The following is a 19,638-nucleotide window of genomic DNA, read 5'->3' on the forward strand; positions in this document are numbered from 1 at the left end:
TCCGGTGCTCTTTTTTTCATTGAAATACAACTGAGAAAAATCGAAAATCTTTTCTAGTCAAAATATTGCACATCGGAGTCAGAATTATGTCCTGTCATGGGCCGCTCTATGCCGCATAGTAATAGGAAACGAATAGAAGGAGCGGAAACAATGGAAAACAGATATGCAGTACACCCTCGAGATGTACGTCATTATGGAACAGAAGAGCTGAGAGAAAACTACTTAGTTGAAAGCCTGATGGTGGAGGGTTCCCTGCGCCTGTGTTATTCCCATGAGGATCGCATGATTATGGGAGGCGCTGTGCCTACGTCAGAAGCTCTGAAGCTGGAAGCCGGAGAGATGTTGAAAACCGGGTATTTCCTGGAGCGCCGGGAGATTGGCATCATTAATGTAGGAGCGCCTGGTTACGTCTTAGTCGATGGTTACAAATATACGCTGGATGCAAAAGACTGCCTATACATCGGTCTGGGCCATCAAGAAGTGACCTTCCATAGCAATGATCCGGCGCAGCCTGCACGGTTTTACCTTGTATCGACGCTTGCCCACCGGTCTTGCCCGACGCGCAAGGTGGCGATTGCCGAAGCGGCGCCGACCCATCTCGGTTCGATTGAACAATCCAATGAAAGAACGATCTACAAATATATACACGCAGATGGCATCGAGAGCTGTCAATTAATGCTGGGCATGACGCTGCTGGAGCCGAACAACATGTGGAATACGATGCCGGCGCATCTTCATGACCGCCGCAGCGAGCTGTACTTCTACTTCGATATGCCGCAGGACGGCCTAGTGTTTCACTTTATGGGAGAACCGGCAGAAACGCGCCATCTGGTAGTACGCAATGAGCAGGCGGTGATTTCTCCGGCATGGTCCATTCATTCCGGCGTGGGTACGAGCAGTTATACGTTCATCTGGGCAATGGGCGGGGAGAATTATACGTTTGTAGATATGGATTCCGTACCTATGGCGGATTTGAAATAAGGAGGTTGCAACATGCGCGAGGGGAAGCAGTTATTTTCATTAGCGGGAAAAAAAGCGCTCGTCACAGGCGCGGCATCGGGTATCGGACAAGCGATCGCGATTGGCCTTGCAGATGCAGGGGCAGAGCTGTTGCTGCTTGGGCATCGCAGCAATATGGAAGAAACCTCGGCTAGAATCGCCGAAGTTGGCGGTTCCTCGCGGGAAGTGCTTATCGATCTGCGCGATCTCGATCACTTGGAGCGCAAGTATCAGGAACTGGTGGGCGATGAGCCCATCGATATTCTGGTCAATAATGCGGGTATCATCTGGCGTGAGCCCGCCGTAGAATATGGCACAAGCAAGTGGCATGAAGTAATGAATATTAATTTGCATGCCGTCTTCCAGCTCAGCCAGTTGGCCGGCAAGGGAATGCTGGAGCGGGAGCGCGGCAAGATCATCAATATTGCTTCGCTGCTATCCTTCCAGGGCGGTATTCTGGTACCAGCCTATACGGCCAGCAAGCATGCGGTTGCTGGCCTGACGAAAGCGCTGGCGAACGAATGGGCCAGCCGCAATGTACAGGTGAACGCGATCGCACCGGGCTATATCGCAACAGCCAATACGAAGGCTATCCGCGAAGATGAGGAGCGCAACAGATCCATTGTGAGCCGCATCCCGGCAGCACGCTGGGGCGAAGCGTCAGACCTGGCAGGAGCGGCGGTATTCCTTGCTTCCGGGGCGTCGGATTATGTGAACGGACATGTACTGGCTGTCGATGGAGGCTGGTTGGCTCGCTAGTCAGCGAGCTGCTTGTAGCAATATGAGACAAGGACGAAATAGAGGGAAGGGAGGGCAAGTTTTCAGCATAGGCTGCGGGCTTGCTCTTCTTTTATAGGAGGATGGATATATGGGGAAACAATCGAGCAATCGCCGACGGACGCTGCGGTTTTACTGGTCGCTTAAGGATAGGGATTTTATCGTAAAGGCATGTATGCAATTATGGCCGGAGAAAGTTAGGGAAGTGATACGTAGAGCGAAGCTGGCTGCTGACGGCACTTTCGTCTTTACGTCTCGTTGGGATATGGAGCAATGCCTGGAGCCGGTCGCTTTCGAAGGCGATATCGATTGGAATTACGTCCGAGCAGGCGATGCAGAGTGGACGTATATGCTGAATCGGATGAGCTATATGAGAGATTTGGGACAAGCTTATTGGCTGACAGGTGAGGAGAGCTACGCGGAGGCCTATATTCAGTTGCTGCGAGACTGGTGTGCGCATAACAGCATCAGCCTGAAGGATATGGAAGACAGCGAGTCTCGCGGCTACAACGTGAATGCCCGTTGGCGCCGGATTGACGCTTCTATCCGAATGGGCAACTGGTTCAAGGGATATGCGTGTGTCGTTTTCTCGAAAGCTTGGAGGGAGGAGCGGACAGAGCTGGAGGAGCTGTTGAAGGCACAGGCGGAGCGGCATGGCGAATTTTTGCACCTGGCTTACACCGCCTTCGATGTTCAGAGCAACTGGGGCTTTATCTCCGCCAACGGCTTGTATCAGATTGGGATGATGTACCCCGAATTGAAGGTTTCCGGGCAGTGGAAGGAAACAGCACTGAAGCGTATGGAGGAAATGGTGGCTGCTCAAATTTTGGGCGACGGCTTTCATGGAGAGCAATCGCCGCAATATCATCATGAGGTGCTGCATCATCTATTCGAGACTCTATGGCTTGGCGAGCTGAATGGCGAACTAGTTTCGAAAAGATTGACCGATACGCTGCATGCCATGCTGGACGCTTCCGTCGCGATTGCCAAGCCGAACCGCAGGCAGCCTATGCTAAGCGACAGCGATGATGTAGATGTGCGGGACAAGTGGTGTCAGGGTGCATTGCTGCTGGGACGGCAGGATCTGAAGACACTCTCTTATCCTTATCCGGATTATGAAAGCCTATGGTACTTTGGCGCCAAGGGCGCGGCGGATTATGCCGAGCTGACTGGAGAGCTGCCGGCGTACACTTCGACTTGGCTTCATCCATCAGGTCTGATGATGATGCGCTCCGGCTGGGGCGAGCATGACGATTATATGCTGATGGATGGGGGGCATCTTGCCCTCTCCGGTCATGGTCACGATGATCTGCTTCATGTGGAGCTTCATGCAAGGGGCAAGGATTTTCTCGTGGACACCGGCCGATTCACGTACAAAGAGGGAGCGGAGCGGCAATACTTCAAGCCTTCCCTCCAGCACAATACATTGTCGGTAGACGGTCTTCCAGCGACGGAATATATCGACACCTAGACATGGGGCAAGCCTGCACTTCCGATGAATACCGGATTTATCACGAAGAAGAATTACGACTATGCGGAGGCGGGACATGACGGCTATTGGAGGCTGAATGCTCCTGTTGGCGTGAGCAGGCAGATTCTATCTATCAAGTCGGAATATTGGCTATTGATCGATACGTTCCGATCTGCGGGCAAGCATACGTATGGCGTTCACTTTCACTTTGCGGAGAATACACCGCTCCAGATGGATCAGGAGCGGGGGCGGATCGTAACTGCGCATAAGCATGGAAGCAATCTGCTCATGCAGACTGCAGGGGCAGCGGTACGAATGAACCGGGAAGATTGCTGGATAGCGAGACATTACAATGAGAAGCACCGCTCCAGCAAAGTAGTGCTGGAGACAGAGGGAGAGGGGCCGTTCACGACTATTGTAACGGTACTGCGCCCCTTCGATCATTCTGAACAGATTAGCCTTATGGTGCAACCGCTGGCGATTAAGTGGAAGAGCGAACAAGAGGTTGGTCCGGAGCAAGCGATCGGCTTTGCCCTTCATGACGGCGAACGGACTGATTATGTCGTTGTCTCACGACAAGGGCCGCAAAGCTACCGGTTCGCCGGGGTTCAGATGACAGGAGAAGTATTGTGGCTTCGCCGTGAAGAGGGAGGGACGGACCGTGCCTATGTGGTCAAATAGGGTCAGCTAACGCCTGTTCAGAATAGCTGTACCCTGAATAATAACAGGTCAAAAATTTGCACGTATGAGTCAGAATTATGGCCTGTGGCCTATTCGTAAGCGGCGTAAGATGAAGGTACAACAACAGGTAGCCGAGGTGAGTCAAGATGGAAATGAGCAAGTCAACCGGAGTGGAATCTCCCGTTCAAAAACGCCGTTACTGGAATAACAGCCGCAAGGAGGCGTTGTTCGGCTGGCTGTTTCTTGGGCCAGAAATGATAGGTATTGTTTTGCTGTACGTATTTCCCGTCTTTTTTTCTCTGTATTTAAGTTTTAACGAGTGGAATCTGATGGGCGGCTTGTCCGCAATGAAGTTCATTGGGTTTGAGAATTTCAAAGAAATGCTGGTGGATGAGAAGGTCCATTTGGCGCTGCGGAACAATCTGATTTACACCTTTATGACGGTTCCCGTCAGTATGATCTTATCGCTGATACTAGCGGTCATTATTCACAATCGCGTCCATCTCCAAAGTTACTTCAAAGTGGCGTTTTTTATCCCTTACATTTCCTCCATTATCGCAATCGGGGCCGTATGGAGCGCTTTGTACCATCCATCAGAGGGACCGATTAATCGGATTCTCATGTCGTTTGGCATTGAAAACCCTCCAAAGTGGCTCGCAGACCCGCATTACGCCTTGCTATCGATTGCCATTATCGCGGTGTGGGCCATCGTAGGCTATATTATCATCATCTATCTCGCGGGTATGACCAACATACCGGAAGAGATGTATGAGGCAGCCAGTATGGACGGTGCTACGAGTTTCCAAAAGTTTTATAAAATCACGTTGCCGCTGCTTGCGCCAACTACAATTTTCCTGTTCATTACGCTATTGATCGGCTCCTTTAAAGTGTTCGATATTGTAGCTTTCCTAACTTCCGGAGGACCATTCAATTCTTCCACCGTACTTGTATATCGCATTTATGTGGAGGGTTTCCAAAACTTCCGCATGGGCTATGCGTCCGCGCTGTCATGGCTGCTCTTCATGATCGTTGGCGTACTGACACTGCTGACATGGACGTTCCAAAAACGCTTTTCCCAAGATTAAAGAGGAGGCACACCGATGCATACGACAAAAAGCAAAATAACAAAGCTGGTAGCTACGGCATTGATGGGAGCCTTCTCGGTAGTCTTTCTTGTGCCACTTATATGGATGATATCCGCCGCATTCAAGTACGAGAAGGACGTTATGGCGTTCCCTATTCAATGGATACCGCAATCCTGGAACATGATCGGCAACTTTAAGGCGGTATGGATGGGCAATGTTCCATTCCATTTGTTTTACTTCAACTCCTTGAAGCTGGCTGTCCTAATGACGGTCACCACGATGATCATTAGCTCCATGGCGGCTTTTGCCTTTACCAAGCTTCAATTCCGGGGGCGAGGCTTCGTCTTTGGCTTGCTGCTTTCCTTCATGATCATCCCGGAGCAGGCCACACTGGTTCCCCGCTTCCTGTTGATGAAGTGGCTGGGGCTGTATAATACACATACCGGACTGATTGTGATGGGGATGTTCTCGATTTATTTCACCTTTCTTATGCGCCAGTTCATGGCTAGCATTCATAACGACTTTCTGGAAGCGGCGAAGATGGACGGAGCAGGGTATTTCACGATCTTCTGGAAAATTATATTGCCGCTTTGCAAACCGATTCTGGCGACTGTCGGCATTATCAAGTTCATCTGGACGTGGAATGATTACCAGAATCCGCTTATCTTCCTTATGGATAAGAAGCTTTACCCCATTACACTAGGCATTCAGTTATTCCGCGATGATTATGCGGACAACTTCGCCGTATTAATGATGGCTTCCTTGTCTGCGATTATCCCGCTTGTCGTGATCTTTATTCTGTTGCAGAAGCATGTCATTAAAGGCATTTCACTTGGCGGGGTGAAAGGTTAATCCCTGCATCACGCGATAAAGTCAAATCTTTGCACGTATAGAAGCAAATTGTACACACCCCGGCAAGAGCGGCGGCTATATAATCAGTCATGTAATCGCGGTAGCGCTAACAAAATCATTTTCAGGGGGAAATCACATGAAGAAGCACGCGACATTGCTCTTAAGCGTCATCCTGCTTGCTGTAACGGTACTGGCCGGTTGTTCGTCCTCGGACAAGGGCAACAACAGTACTAACGCCACTTCAAAACCAAGCTCGAAGCCTGCGGCACAAGAGAAAGTAACGATCAAATATTTCAATTGGGATAATGATGTGCAAGCCCAGACGACAGCAGAGTACATCAAGCTGTTCGAAGCGGAAAATCCGACTATTAAAGTAGAGTCGGTAGCGCTCGTGCCCGGCAACTCGCTGGAAACGATGAAGAAGCTTGACTTCCTTATCGCTTCCGAAGAGCAAGTCGATTTGATCGCATTCCCGAACTCATCCGAATTGTTTGCCCGTGCGCAGAATGGCGTGCTTGCTCCGCTGAATGACTTCCATACAGGTGAAGGTATTAAGCCGGAAGAAGAATATATGGTAAACCCTAAGATGAACGAAAATTATTACGGCATCCAGACTAATGCTACGACTAACTTCGTCCTGCTCAACAAAGATGCGCTGGATGAAGCGGGTCTGGCGGTTCCGAAGGCAGGCTGGACATGGGATGACTTCCGTGACTATGCCCAAAAGCTGACGAAGGACAACAACGGCACCAAGCAATACGGAGCTTACTTCCATAGTTGGCCGCTGTATATGAACCCGGCAGCGCAAGTGAATATGCGCCATCCATTCCTGACGGAGGAAGGCGAGACGAACTTTAACGATCCGACCTTCAAATACTTCTTCGAGCTTCGTCGCACGATGGAAGCAGTAGACAAGTCGGCCAAGCCATACTCGGATGTAATCGGCGCGAAGCTGGCTTATCGCACGGAGTTTTTTGACGGCAAAGCAGCGATGATGCTGACGGGAAGCTGGATGATCTCGGAGATCGGCGATACAGAGAAATATCCGCATACGTTCAAGACTGCTGTAGCACCTGTTCCACTTCCTTCCAAGGATACGGATCCTTCGGTTTATGTCGGCGGCAACTTCGTATCGATAGGTGCTAACTCCAAGCACAAGGAAGAATCCTACAAGTTCGCACGCTTCATCTCTACGAATTTGAGCGAAGCGCGCATCGAGCTGCCAGGCTGGATCAAGGGAGACGCGAAGCCGATCGTTGAGCGCTTGATCGGGGAGAACAAGGAGCTGTATGATCTGGATTCGCTGATGTACACCCTGTTCACGGATGAGATCAAGTCCCTTCCGGCTTCCAACGTAGTGGTAAGCTACGACAAGGAACTGGATCAGATTCTGACTGATGGCTTCAGCAAATTCATTCTTAGCAACCAGTCGGCTGATGAAGCTCAGCAGTGGATGGTCGATGAAGCGAATAAAGTCATTCAGAAGAACAGCAAGTAACAAGGCGGCTATTCCAGCGCCCGGGAACATCACTAGCGGATGTTCCCTTTTCCCTTTCTTCTCTCTGTTCATGATAAAAGGGAGTCAGTATAATGTAGGGGCGGGAGGGAGAATGGAGATGTTTCAATTTTCATATTACAGGCGCATCCAGCTTTCGTTCCTGATCCTGGTGCTGCTGCCTCTTATCGCGGTATCGCTGTTGTCCTATCATACAACGAAGGCCAACATTATAGACAAGATTCATGCCTCCAATCAAGGAACGCTGAATGTCATGGCGCGCGACATCTTGAAGACAGTGGACGATCTTGTATTCGCATCCGATTTTATGATGCAGGATACGAGCTTACGTCCCAGATTGAAGTATTTCATGAACATGAATGGCATTGAGCAATTTGCTGATTATGAGCAGTATATCGCCTTGATCGATGCTTTTAGCCCCATCTCGATGAAAGCACTGAACTCCGAGCTGCATATGTTTCTTGTGAATTCGAACGGCTTCATCATTCCATCGGTGGAAAGCCCCGGGGGCATGGCCTATCTGGGCCAGCACTGGGATCAAGTGAAGGATGGGCTCGACGTGACGCTTCAGGGTCGTGTGCAGTGGCTTGGCATGGCGCATGGAGAGAACGGCGACAAGAATGAATATTATTATGCAGCGAGAGTTATACGGGATTATCGGGCTGATGAATATATGGCTACCATCGTGATCGGCATCTCCAAGGGGTACTTTGAGAAGCTGTTCAGTCAGACAAGCTCAGGCTCTTACGCCTTGCTGGACAGCAAGGGAGAGCTCATTGCCGGAGACCGTGCGTTGCTGGAGGAAGAACAAATCAGCTCAGTACGCAGCGAGGTTGCTATATCCAGAACGAACTGGAGGCTGATCTATGATCTGCCTGAAGAAAATGTCATTGGTCAGATATCGAAAACCTACTACGCCAGCGCATTGTTAATCGTTGTGTTTGTCGCCTGCTTCTATCTTCTTTCATTAGTAATGGCCAGAGGCTTGCATCGTCCCATTCGCAAGTTGGAAGCGGTTGCAAGGAAGTTCGGCGAAGGCAATTACGCGGTGCGCTTTCCAGCAAGGGGCAAGGATGAAATCAATGCCCTGGGCCGCACCTTGAATGACATGCTGGATCGCATTAACCAGCTTATTGCCGATATTGAGCAGGAGCAGGAGCAGAAACGGGTGATGGAGATGCAAGCGATCTTTTCCAAGATCCGTCCGCACTTCCTGCTGAATACGCTCAATTCCATTAAGTGCAGCCTGGCGCTGCGGGATGATCGGGAGCATAGCATGAAGATTGACGCGCTCATGAGCCTGCTTCGGGCTTATATGAAGGTGCATGAGCCTTCCACATTGAAGAAGGAATGCCAGTTGCTTCAGCATTATATCGAGATTATGGAGATGCGCAATGATAAACATATCTCCTTCGTGACGGATATTCCCGCTGAGCTTGCGGATGTTATGCTTCCGAAGCTGCTGCTTCAGCCGCTTGTGGAGAACGCGATTGTGCATGGTTTTGCAGACATGGATGAAGAGGAAGAGGCTTATATTGGGATCACGGTTGCCCGTGACGAAGGAAGGATAAGAATCAGGCTTAGCGACAACGGTACGGGCATGCCGCCGGAGAAGCTGGAGAAGCTGAATCGGCTGTTCACTCCTTTGGAAGCAGCGGAGCATGCCTCTTATGAGCGTGTAGGCTTGATCAGCGTTTATCAAGGCTTGCAGCTTGCTTACGGTTCTGGTGCCGAGCTCAGGCTGTCCGGCTTGCAAGCTGGCGGCATAACCGCTGAGCTTGTGATTCCGGAAGAGGGAATGGCAACGACAGAGGAGCGTGAAGCAGATGTACAAAGTAATGCTCATAGATGATGATGTGCCTATGCTCAAATATTTGCGCCAATTGATCAATTGGGAAGAGCTTGGGCTGCATATTTGCGGGGACACGTACTCCAGCGTCAAGGCTCTCCAGCTATTCAGAGAGCTGCAGCCGGACATTGTAATTTCAGATATCGGCTTGCCCAAGATGGATGGCCTGGAGCTTGCGGCGGAGTTCAAGCAGCAAAATCCGGAGACGCGCATCATCTTCCTGACCTGCCATGAAGATTTCTATTACGCTAAGAAGGCATTGACGTTGAACGCCAACGACTATCTCATTAAGGATGAGCTGACATCGGAGCAACTGGAGAGCAGTCTGCTGAAATGTGTAAGAAGTTTGCGTTCCGCAGCGCAGCTGCCGGATGGGGTATCTTACCGTGACGATCTGCTGCGCAATGCCGATGTGCTGAAGCTGGCCTTATTCCGGCAATTTGTTAAGGGAGGCGATACAGGAGCGCATATTGCGGCAGCGAAGCGGCTGGGCATTGCGTGGAATTATCCGTCCTATATGCTGGCGCTGGGTACGCTGGAATATGCCTCGATGCTGCCTCGATACGAAGCGAAGGACACCCACCTTATTCGTTACTCGGTCTATAATATTGCGGGCGAGGTGGCCAAAGGTTATGAAGGCATAACAGTCTTTAATGAAGATATCGGCATGGTCGCGCTTCAAAACTACAGGCCAGCTCTGAACATCAACTACGAGCAGCGGATGCAAGCATACTTGAAGGAAGTGCAGGAGCGCTGCAGCCAATATCTCCAGGTGCAAGTGCGAATGTTCTGCGGGCCGGGCAAGCTGGATGCGAGCGTCATTGGAGCTACCTATAAGAAGTTGTTGCGCATGAAGGCACGAAGCTATTACTCGCCGGGCACGTTACTCTCCTGGAATGGATATAAGGAAGAATCGTTTTTTTATCCGCTTGGCAGCTTCCTGGAGCAGGGTAAGCGAGATATTGCCGATGCCGTTCGTGAGGGCGATCACGACAAGCTGCTGAGCAGCATCAGGAGCGTATCCGAGACAGCGCGCAGCCGTGGAATTGATCCCGCAGAACTGATTCAATTTGTCGTACAGTTGCTTCGTTTGCTAGAACTGCAATTTGCGCCGCATATGGTAAGCGAGCAGTATTATGCCGGCCTGCAGGGAACGGTTACGCTGGAGGATACGATGGGCATGCTCCGCTGGCGGCTGGAGAAGCTGCTCGGTATGCGCAAGGCCGCGGAGGAAGAGGTGAACAAGGAGCCCAAGCTGCAGGAAATTGACCATTACATTGCGGATCACCTGTTCGAAAATATTACGTCCATTGATGTAGCCAACTATCTGTGCTTGAACTCCAGTTATTTCTCCCGGTACTTCAAGCGGCTTACGGGAGACAACTTTACCGATTATTTGCATCGACATAAGATGGGCGTGGCAGCACGCATGCTGGAGCAGCGTGAAGAGTCGGTAGAGATGGTCGCCCTGAAGCTGGGATATTCGGACCGTACGTATTTCTCCAAAGTGTTCAAAAAATATATGGGTGCCACACCCCGAGAATATCGGGAGAAATGAATGCCCGCTCTCTTTTTCATCAGCCGGATGAGGTCAGTCAGAAGATTTTCTGATTGGCCTATTTTTATGGACATGCTAGATTATTCGTGGTCGACCGGGATCAAAATTGTGCACATGGGAGCAAAAATACGCTCTAGGCCATATGCCTCGAAGGAGGTACAATGCTGGCAACGAGCACTTGAAAGGGTGAAGAAGATGCGCAAGCAGGCGATTGAGGATGCTATGAAGCGAATTAAACGAAACATAAATTCATTTAACGGAAAATTTCCCCACGTCGGACATCATGGCAGCTATGAACGCATCGAGAATGAGGATTGGACGAACGGATTTTGGCCGGGCATGTTATGGCTGTGTTATGAATATAGCGGTGATCGCGTATACGCCGATGCTGCACGCAAGGTGACCGAAAGCTTCCAGCGGAGACTGGATAGCAATACGGTGCTGGATCATCATGATATTGGATTCCTGTATTCCTTGTCGGCGAAGGCCGAATGGTTCGTAACGGGCAATGAGGATGCCAGAGCATTGGCGCTGCGGGCGGCGGATAAGCTGCTGGAGCGCTGGCGGGAGGCTGGCCAATATATTCAGGCCTGGGGCCCAGCCGGGGATGAAGCCCAAGGCGGCCGCATCATTATCGACTGCTTGCTTAATTTGCCGCTGCTCTTCTGGGCTGCCAACGAGACAGGGGAGGAGCGTTTCCGCCGTGTTGCGTTGAAGCAAGCGGAGCAGTCAAGGCGTTACTTGGTGCGCGGGGATGACAGCTCGTACCATACCTTTATTTTCAACCAGCACAATGGCGAGCCGATTGGCGGCACGACCCATCAGGGATATAGCAACGGCTCGACCTGGACAAGGGGCCAGGCATGGGGAGTATACGGCTTTGCGCTGGCCTATCGTTACACGGGTGATCAGGCTTATTTGGACACTTCGAAGCGTATGGCTTTATATTTTATCCGTCATCTGCCGGAGGATCATGTGGCCTATTGGGATTTCAACGCACCGGCGGGGCCTGACACGTATCGTGACAGCTCGGCATCAGCCATTGTCGCTAGCGGCCTGCAAGAGCTGCTGGAGCACCTGCCAGCGGCTGATCCGGATGCGGATGAGCTTCGGGAAGGCTTAATGGCTTCTGTCCACTCGCTGATTGAGCATTATTCTACGATGGATGATTTCGCGGCGGAAGGGCTGTTGAAGCATGGCTCCTACTATGTGAGGGGTAATCTAGCTCCCGATGACTTCACCATTTGGGGCGACTATTATTATTTGGAAGCGCTGATGAGGCTGGAACGCGGTATTCGGGGATATTGGTATGCACCGCAGAGCGACCAGGGAGGCCAAGGCTGATGGGAAGAGTGGAAGAGGAGATGTTAAATGGCCGAGGGGATGATGGGATGGTGGGCAGCCCTGCGGGAGTGAAGTCTTTGCAGGACGGTCGTACCCAACCGCTTGTGGCTTATGATCGGCATAGTTGGATCATTCGCGGTCAGCGAGTGTTCATTCGCTCGGCAGCCGTTCACTATTATAGATTAACGCGCGGAGAGTGGGTCGAGCTGCTGGATAAGGTCAAGCAGGCCGGCTGCAATACGGTGGAAACCTATATTCCTTGGAATTGGCATGAAGAGACTCCAGGGAAGTGGGATTTCAGCGGGGATAAGGACTTGGAGCATTTCCTCGACTTATGTGCCGAGCGCGGCCTGTATGCTATTGTTCGTCCCGGACCGTATATCTGTGCGGAGTGGGACTTCGGAGGATTGCCATGGTGGTTGTCGGCAGAGGAAGGAATTCAGTATCGTACGATGAATGATCGTTTTCTGAGCCATGTAGATCGGTATTGGGACGAGATCGTCCCTCGACTTGCCAGACATCAGATTACTGCTGGCGGGACTGTCATTATGGTACAGGTCGAAAATGAATTTCAGGCATACGGCAAGCCTGATCAGGCTTACATGGAATATTTGCGGGACGGCTTGCTTGCACGAGGCATTGATGTTCCCCTGGTCACTTGCTACGGCGGGGTAGAGGGAGCGGTGGAATTCCGCAACTTCTGGTCCGGAGCGGATACTCATGCCCGCATTCTGGAGCAACGATTCACTGATCAGCCCAAGGGAGTCATGGAATTCTGGATCGGCTGGTTTGAGAAATGGGGCGGGGCGAAGGCAAGCCAGAAGAGTGCGCCGCAGTTGGAGAGAGCTTGCTATGAGCTGCTGCAGGCGGGTTTTACGGCGATCAATTATTATATGTTTTTCGGGGGAACGAACTTCGACCATTGGGGGGGCCGCACGATTGGCGAAGATACGTACATGATTACATCGTATGACTACGATGCTCCGCTGACCGAATATTTGGAGCCTACTCCCAAATACAAGACTCTTCAACGGTTCCATGGTTTTGTGAATTGGCTGGAGCCTGTGCTTACAGAGGCGGAGAATTGCGCTTGCGATATCCCGCTGTCGAAATCGTTGTCCGGCAGGACGCTCCATCATAAGGACGGGACCCTGCATTTCATGACCAATCTTGGTGGTGAGCGATACAGCGGCCAGGCTATCTTCGGTGACTTGCCGGTAATGGCGGATTATACAGTAGAAGGGGACGGAATGCTTCCCGTCGTAACAGGAGTTGCCGCTTGTGGGACGCCATCTGGCGGGAGCATCATCATTGATGCGTTGACAGGCTTTACGACTGGCATCCACGAAGGACGCGGCATCATCTATCATGAGCTTGGACAACGTTCCTCTCTGGTGCTGAACATGAACGGTCTGCAAGAATATGAGTTGGACTGCCCGCTCCCGCTGCAAGTGAAGAGATTGGATGGGGGCCATCTGCATATCAGGCTATTCCATGGCAGCGAGCCGCGGACCATTACCATTCGCAGCGAGGGAGAAGTGCTGCTGCAACTGACCGTTACTCATCGTGAAGCTGTGGAGGCAGCAGGCGTGCAGAATATGGGGAGAGAGTTTATTCCTTCCCAGCCGGAATTGGAAGACTGGCAATATGCGGAGGAGAACCCGGACGATTACAGGGGAGAAGGCAAGTCGGCTCATGCTCCACTCGATTTCAGCACATTCGGCAAGTGGAGCGGGCATTTGCTGTATGAGACAAAGTTTGACGCGGACTTAGCAGGCAATCGGACGCTGCTGCTTCCCCGTCTCGAAGATCCTGCGCAAGTATTTATCAATAGCTTGTATGTCGGAGGAACTGATGAGATCGGCGCCGCTGCGCTGGATGTTCCTGTTCAGAAGGGGAGCAACCTGCTGCAAATCTGGTCTCAGAACATGGGAAGATACAACTTTACAGCGACACTTGGCGAGCCCAAGGGGCTGAGCGAAGCGCCTGCGCTGGATGGCCGCCGTATCTGTATGCTGAAGGGCTGGCAGGTGGATGGCGCCGGCCGCAGCCATTCTTTGCTGCGACTTCCAGAGATCGAGGGGCGTATTGGCCTCTTCAAGTCCTGGCATAACGAGCAAGGATATGATCGCGCCGTTATCGTTGGTTATGGCTTGTCTCGACTGAGTCTTAACGGACGCCAGGTTCCGCTATGCCTGCAGAACGATTCGGCATGGAACCGTGATGATGCACCGTACGGCGTAGCCGATGCCAGCGAGCTGCTGCAAGCGGGGGAGAATAGGCTGGAACTGGACGCTGCAGGACTGTCTTCGATTCCGAAGCTGAACCTGTATGTGTACCATAGCTCGCAGGCGCTGGGTTCATGGACGACGATGCCAGCCGCTCTGCCTGAGCGGGTGCGGGAATGGTCGGCTATGCCTGCCCTGCGGGAGCCGAGCACTGAGCTGGAACATTATCCGCGCTGGTGGCGGTCGGGCTTCCGCTGGAGAGGAAGCGACGCTTCACAAGGAGGCTGCAAGCTGAAGTTATCCCTTGACGGCATGACGAAAGGAGCCGTGTGGGTGAACGGCTTCTGCATTGGCCGGTATTGGGGGATCGGACCGCAGGAAGACTACAAAATTCCGGCCGATAAGCTGCGAGAGCATAATGAGCTGCTCATCTTCGATGAGCTTGGCGCAGCGCCCCGGCAGGTTCGTCTGATCGCGTGGTAGTTTGACTGCAAACGCTAGGATGAGAATAGGAGATAGGCTAACGTACGCCGATGGAGAAAGCATCCATTCCGGTGTGCGTTAGCTTGCTTTTGGATAAAAATTAGCACATCAAAGTCAAAAATAGACACTCCATTAGAATAGAGTACGGGGTATAGTAATCACAATTACATTTATGGTAGCGCTTACATTTTAATTGACATGTACAGGGCACGTATCTGACAGGAGGGAATAGAAGGATGAGATCATGGTTGCGTTATGCCGCTTGCATTCTACTATCGATTGCGTTGATGACAGCTGGTCTTCCGGCAAAGGAACAATCATTAGTGAGTGCGTCGGCAGGGGATGTGCAGAATGGAAGCTTTGAGACGGCGCAAGCCGCAAGCGGGTATTGGACGGGGTTGCAGCCTGCCTTCTGGAGTCACTGGGTTCCAGCCGGAGCGCCTGCTCTTTCATTGGATTCAACCGTTTTTTATGAGGGAACCCGCTCACTCAAAATCAGCTCGGTCGCCACCGCGCGAGCAGATGTGCTGCAGACGGTTGAAGTAACGCCGGGCGAGAATTACACGCTGAGAGGATGGATCAAGACAGAAGCGCTGCAATCGGGCTTATCGTATGGGGGAGCCTTTATACGGACGCAATATTTGAACAGCGCCAATGTTAAAATCAGTGATGGCCCATCCTCTGTGCCTATAAAGGGAACGACCGCCTGGTCGGAACAGACCTTGCAGCTAGTCATACCTGCTAATGTCACGCGGGTCAAAATTGAATTATTTTATGAAAGTGCAACAGGATCCGCCTGGTTTGATGCGATCTCAATCAGCACCGGTACGATCCAGCCGCCTGTCGATCCCTCCTTATTTCAGGCCTTGCGGGACAAACGGCTGCTGCAATTAACTGGCAATGGCCGTTATCAGCCTGCCGACATGGATATGAATGCTGCCATTATGGCTGTGGCGAACAGGGTCAGCAATAGCAGCGCAAGCGGGTATTGGGACACGCTGAACAAGCAAAGCGGGCGCAGCTTTCTATGGAGCGACCTGTCCAGCACGGCTGAATCTTCTCATGTAACGGGGGCATATGGACGTTTAAAAGAGATGGCATTGGCGTACGCGACAGAGGGTTCACCCCTTCGCGGCAATGAAACGCTGCTCCAGGATCTGATCCATGCTCTTGATTGGATGAATGTGAATCGCTACAACGAGACAACTTCCGTCTATAAAAACTGGTGGGACTGGGAGATCGGCTCGCCCCAGCATTTGAATGATATTGTGGTGCTGCTGTTTGACCGTCTGACCTCGGTACAGGTCGGCAATTACAATAGAGCGATTGACCGCTTTGTTCCCGATCCCTCCCGCAGAACAGTGCAGCCTGCCCTGCAGGAATCGGGGGCCAATCTGGCGGATAAGTCTTTTGTTGTCGTATTGAGAGGAGCAACGGGGTTGTCCGCTGCCAAGCTCAATCAGGGAAGGGATGCGCTCAGTCCTGTGTTCCGTTATGTGACACAAGGCGATGGCTTTTATAGGGACGGCTCGTTCGTCCAACACGGCTATATTGCTTATACAGGAAGCTACGGTACTGTACTGCTGGATCGGCTTGCCGATATGTTCGATCTGCTGCATCAATCTCCCTGGATGCCAACCGATCCGCAAGCGGGCAATGTGTATCGCTGGATCGAGGACTCCTTTGAGCCTTTAATGGTTAAAGGCGCAATGATGGATATGGTGCGAGGCCGCGCGACCTCACGTGAGTCATCCACCGATCATACGACCGGACGCGGAGCTATTCGCAGCATTCTTCGGTTGGCCCAAGCCGCTCCAGTTATTGAAGGGGATCGCATGAAGTCTGCTGCGAAGAGCTGGCTTCTGCAAGATACCTCCTTCGATAACTACTACGTCGGCTTAAGCGTATACGATATCGATATCATCAAAGGTTTGCTGCAGGATCAAGCGGTTTTGCCGCGAGCGGAATTAAGCAAGTACCATGTGTTTGCCGGAATGGATCGCATCGTTCATTCGCGTCCCGGTTTTGCCATGGGAATCAGCATGTCCTCCAATCGAATTGCAAGCTATGAATACGGCAACGGCGAGAATAAGAAGCCTTGGCATACAGGCAACGGAATGACCTATTTGTACAATGACGATCTGCTGCAATATAGCGACGGTTATTGGGCTACTGCAGATATGCTGCGGCTGCCTGGCACGACAACGGATCATGCACAAGCCCCATTAGCGGACTGGAACTATTATTTCAGCTCCAAACCGTGGGTTGGCGGTGCTTCCCTGGAGGGGCTGTACGGGGCTGCAGGTATGGAGCTTGATATGCAGAACAGCACGCTAACAGGCAAGAAATCATGGTTCTTCTTCGATAATGAAATCGTCGCTTTAGGCACGGGCATTACAGGCGGGGACGGACGTAAGGTGGAAACGATTGTAGAAAACCGCAAGGTGCAAAGCGGTGGTCAAGCCCTGACGGTCAACGGAGTGGCGCAACCTGCACAAGCGGGCTGGAATTCGGCTTTGTCCGATGTGAATTGGGCGCATCTGAGCGGTGACGGCAAAGGGGACATCGGCTATTACTTCCCGAGGCCGGCGCAGCTTCAAGGGATGCGTGAGGCACGTACGGGCACTTGGAGTGAAGTGAACAATGGTGGCTCGACGATCCCTGTTACGAGAGAATATGTCAGCCTGGCCTTTCAGCATGGCGTCAATCCTAATATCGGTTTCTATTCTTATGTCCTGCTGCCTAATGCTGATGCAGCAACGACGCAGAGCTACAGCGAATCACCTGATATTACGGTGCTCAGCAACGGTACGAGCGTACAGTCTGTCAGGGAGCATACGCTTGGCATTACAGCTATTAACTACTGGGCATCGGCTGTCGTAGACGGAATTGCGTCCAAGCAGCCGGCTTCCGTAGTCGTGAAGGAGACGGATACCGAGCTTGTCATAGCTGTAGCTGATCCAACACAGCGCCAATCGGCGATTGCAATGGAGCTGAATCGAACGGGGTGGACACTGGCTTCAGCGGATTCAACTGTGACTGTGCAGCAAGTGTCGCCGTCTATAAAACTGACAGTCAATGTGGCCGGAGCCAAAGGCGGGACGCATACGATCAGGTTTACAAAGTAATTAAAACAAGGAAGAGTGGAGTGGATGCAGGCAGAGGCTGTCTCAAAAGGCGGGATAGCCTCACGTACTAATTGTGCCAGAGGGCAATATTCGAAATAGTATCGCCACACACCACTAAATGAGCCAATCAGGCCAAACCGCCGAAATAGCCTCGCCACACTAAATGAGCATATGAGGCCCAATCGCGGAAATAGCCTCGCCACACTATATAGCCACTAATCGTGTCAGAGGGGGAGAAATCCTAACATAGTTGTGCAGGGCAACACTAAATGCTTGGAATCGCCCCCAAAGGTGAAACAGTAGTGTCACACGCTACTAATTGTGCAAAAAATTTTATGCGCAAAAATAGTAGTGGTGCGACAGCTAGGGGTTGCTATTCTTTCAAACGCGCCTTATAATCGTAAACATTACGATTAAGGAGAGTGCAATAAAATGAATCACGAACAATCGACCCCTCATAAAGAACGGAAGCTGCCAGTGACGGTGTTGAGCGGCTATTTGGGCTCGGGCAAAACGACAGTGCTTAATCATGTCTTGAACAATAGGGAAGGCTTGCGTGTGGCGGTTATCGTCAATGATTTGAGCGAGGTGAACATCGATGCCAGTCTGGTCCGGGGCGGCAGCGGGCTCAGCCGGACAGAAGAAAAGCTGGTGGAAATGTCCAATGGCTGCATCTGCTGCACGCTGCGCGACGACTTGCTGCAGGAGGTTGAGCGACTGGCGAAGGAGGGACGTTTCGATTACATCTTGATCGAATCTACAGGAGTAGGAGAGCCGGTACCCGTCGCACAAACCTTTACTTACATCGACGAAGAGCTAGGCATTGATCTCTCGCAATATTGCCAGCTCGACTGCATGGTTACGGTCGTAGATGCGTATCGGTTCTGGCATGATTTCTCCTCTGGGCAGTCGCTGCTGGATCGCAATGAGGCTGTAGGCGATGAGGATACTCGTGACGTGGTAGATTTGCTTATGGATCAGATCGAATTTTGTGATGTGCTTCTGCTCAATAAATGCGACTTGGTCGAAGAAGAGGAGCTTGCAGAGCTGGAGGGCATTCTGCGCAAGCTTCAGCCAAGAGCGCGAATTATCCGTACGGAGCAAGGGCGCGTGAAGCCATCCGACATTCTGCATACAGGGTTGTTTAACTTTGAAGAGGCCAGCGTATCGGCAGGTTGGATGAAGGAGCTGGCGAAGCCCGCGCATACGCCGGAGACAGAGGAATATGGCATTTCCTCCTTTGTCTATGAACGAGCAAGACCGTTCCATCCGACCCGTCTAATGGGCTGGATGGAGAATTGGTCGCCTGATGTCGTTCGGGCGAAAGGTATCGTGTGGCTGGCTACGCGCAATGAACTGGCGCAGAGCTTAAGCCAAGCAGGACCATCCGTCCAGTTTGGCCCCTCGGGCTACTGGGTCGCGGCGCTGCCGGCAGCGGAGCAGAAGGCCATTCTGCTGGAGGAGCCTGATCTTGCAAGGCAGTGGCATTCGGAGTATGGGGATCGGGTCAATAAGCTTGTATTTATCGGTATTAGCATGGACCGAGAGGGGATTATTGCTGGCCTTGACGCTTGCCTGTTAACGGAGCAGGAGATGGGGATGAACTGGGCGACGTTCGTTGATCCGATGCCGAATGTGTTCGCACAATAGGCAGAAATCAGTCCAAT

At 51.8% G+C, this 19,638-nt stretch carries 11 protein-coding genes and 1 pseudogene; all 12 read left to right on the forward strand.

The features are described 5' to 3' along the window. Window positions 1-150 precede the first annotated feature (150 nt). On the forward strand, window positions 151-981 hold the full coding sequence (kduI, locus tag DX130_RS21830) for a 5-dehydro-4-deoxy-D-glucuronate isomerase (RefSeq protein WP_116048963.1): 831 nt from the start codon (window positions 151-153) through the stop codon (window positions 979-981). 12 nt (window positions 982-993) lie between these two features. Continuing rightward, the gene (gene kduD, locus DX130_RS21835) at window positions 994-1,758 is read left to right on the forward strand and encodes a 2-dehydro-3-deoxy-D-gluconate 5-dehydrogenase KduD (RefSeq protein ID WP_116048965.1); all 765 of its coding nucleotides are present in this window, start codon (window positions 994-996) and stop codon (window positions 1,756-1,758) included. Between the two features lie 193 nt (window positions 1,759-1,951). Continuing rightward, window positions 1,952-3,928, forward strand: a pseudogene (locus DX130_RS27085) (alginate lyase family protein). 146 nt (window positions 3,929-4,074) lie between these two features. Then, complete coding sequence (locus DX130_RS21850; RefSeq protein ID WP_116048969.1) at window positions 4,075-5,013, forward strand: carbohydrate ABC transporter permease; 939 nt, start codon at window positions 4,075-4,077, stop codon at window positions 5,011-5,013. Between the two features lie 15 nt (window positions 5,014-5,028). Continuing rightward, window positions 5,029-5,865 (forward strand): carbohydrate ABC transporter permease, encoded by an 837-nt coding sequence (locus DX130_RS21855; RefSeq protein WP_116048971.1) that lies wholly within the window; start codon window positions 5,029-5,031, stop codon window positions 5,863-5,865. Window positions 5,866-6,001: 136 nt separating this feature from the next. After that, window positions 6,002-7,363 carry an ABC transporter substrate-binding protein gene (locus tag DX130_RS21860; RefSeq protein WP_116048972.1) on the forward strand — a complete coding sequence of 454 codons (1,362 nt, stop codon included), beginning with the start codon at window positions 6,002-6,004 and terminating at the stop codon, window positions 7,361-7,363. 118 nt (window positions 7,364-7,481) lie between these two features. Then, on the forward strand, window positions 7,482-9,233 hold the full coding sequence (locus DX130_RS21865; RefSeq protein ID WP_165861410.1) for a cache domain-containing sensor histidine kinase: 1,752 nt from the start codon (window positions 7,482-7,484) through the stop codon (window positions 9,231-9,233). Further along, a complete protein-coding gene (locus DX130_RS21870; protein WP_116048976.1) occupies window positions 9,208-10,788 on the forward strand; it encodes a response regulator transcription factor in 1,581 nt (526 codons plus the stop codon). Before DX130_RS21865 ends, DX130_RS21870 begins: the two co-directional genes overlap by 26 nt. Before the next feature lie 195 nt (window positions 10,789-10,983). Then, complete coding sequence (locus tag DX130_RS21875) at window positions 10,984-12,132, forward strand: glycoside hydrolase family 88 protein (protein WP_116049060.1); 1,149 nt, start codon at window positions 10,984-10,986, stop codon at window positions 12,130-12,132. Then, window positions 12,132-14,843, forward strand: a complete 2,712-nt coding sequence (locus DX130_RS21880; RefSeq protein WP_240644639.1) for a beta-galactosidase — start codon at window positions 12,132-12,134, stop codon at window positions 14,841-14,843. The genes DX130_RS21875 and DX130_RS21880 overlap by 1 nt, the downstream gene beginning before the upstream one ends. Window positions 14,844-15,079: 236 nt before the next feature. Further along, the gene (locus DX130_RS21885; RefSeq protein WP_116048977.1) at window positions 15,080-17,971 is read left to right on the forward strand and encodes a polysaccharide lyase family 8 super-sandwich domain-containing protein; all 2,892 of its coding nucleotides are present in this window, start codon (window positions 15,080-15,082) and stop codon (window positions 17,969-17,971) included. 432 nt (window positions 17,972-18,403) lie between these two features. Beyond that, window positions 18,404-19,621 (forward strand): GTP-binding protein, encoded by a 1,218-nt coding sequence (locus tag DX130_RS21890; RefSeq protein ID WP_116048979.1) that lies wholly within the window; start codon window positions 18,404-18,406, stop codon window positions 19,619-19,621. The last annotated feature ends 17 nt before the right edge of the window (window positions 19,622-19,638 follow it).

This window comes from Paenibacillus paeoniae (assembly GCF_003388735.1).
Lineage (GTDB): Bacteria > Bacillota > Bacilli > Paenibacillales > Paenibacillaceae > Pristimantibacillus > Pristimantibacillus paeoniae.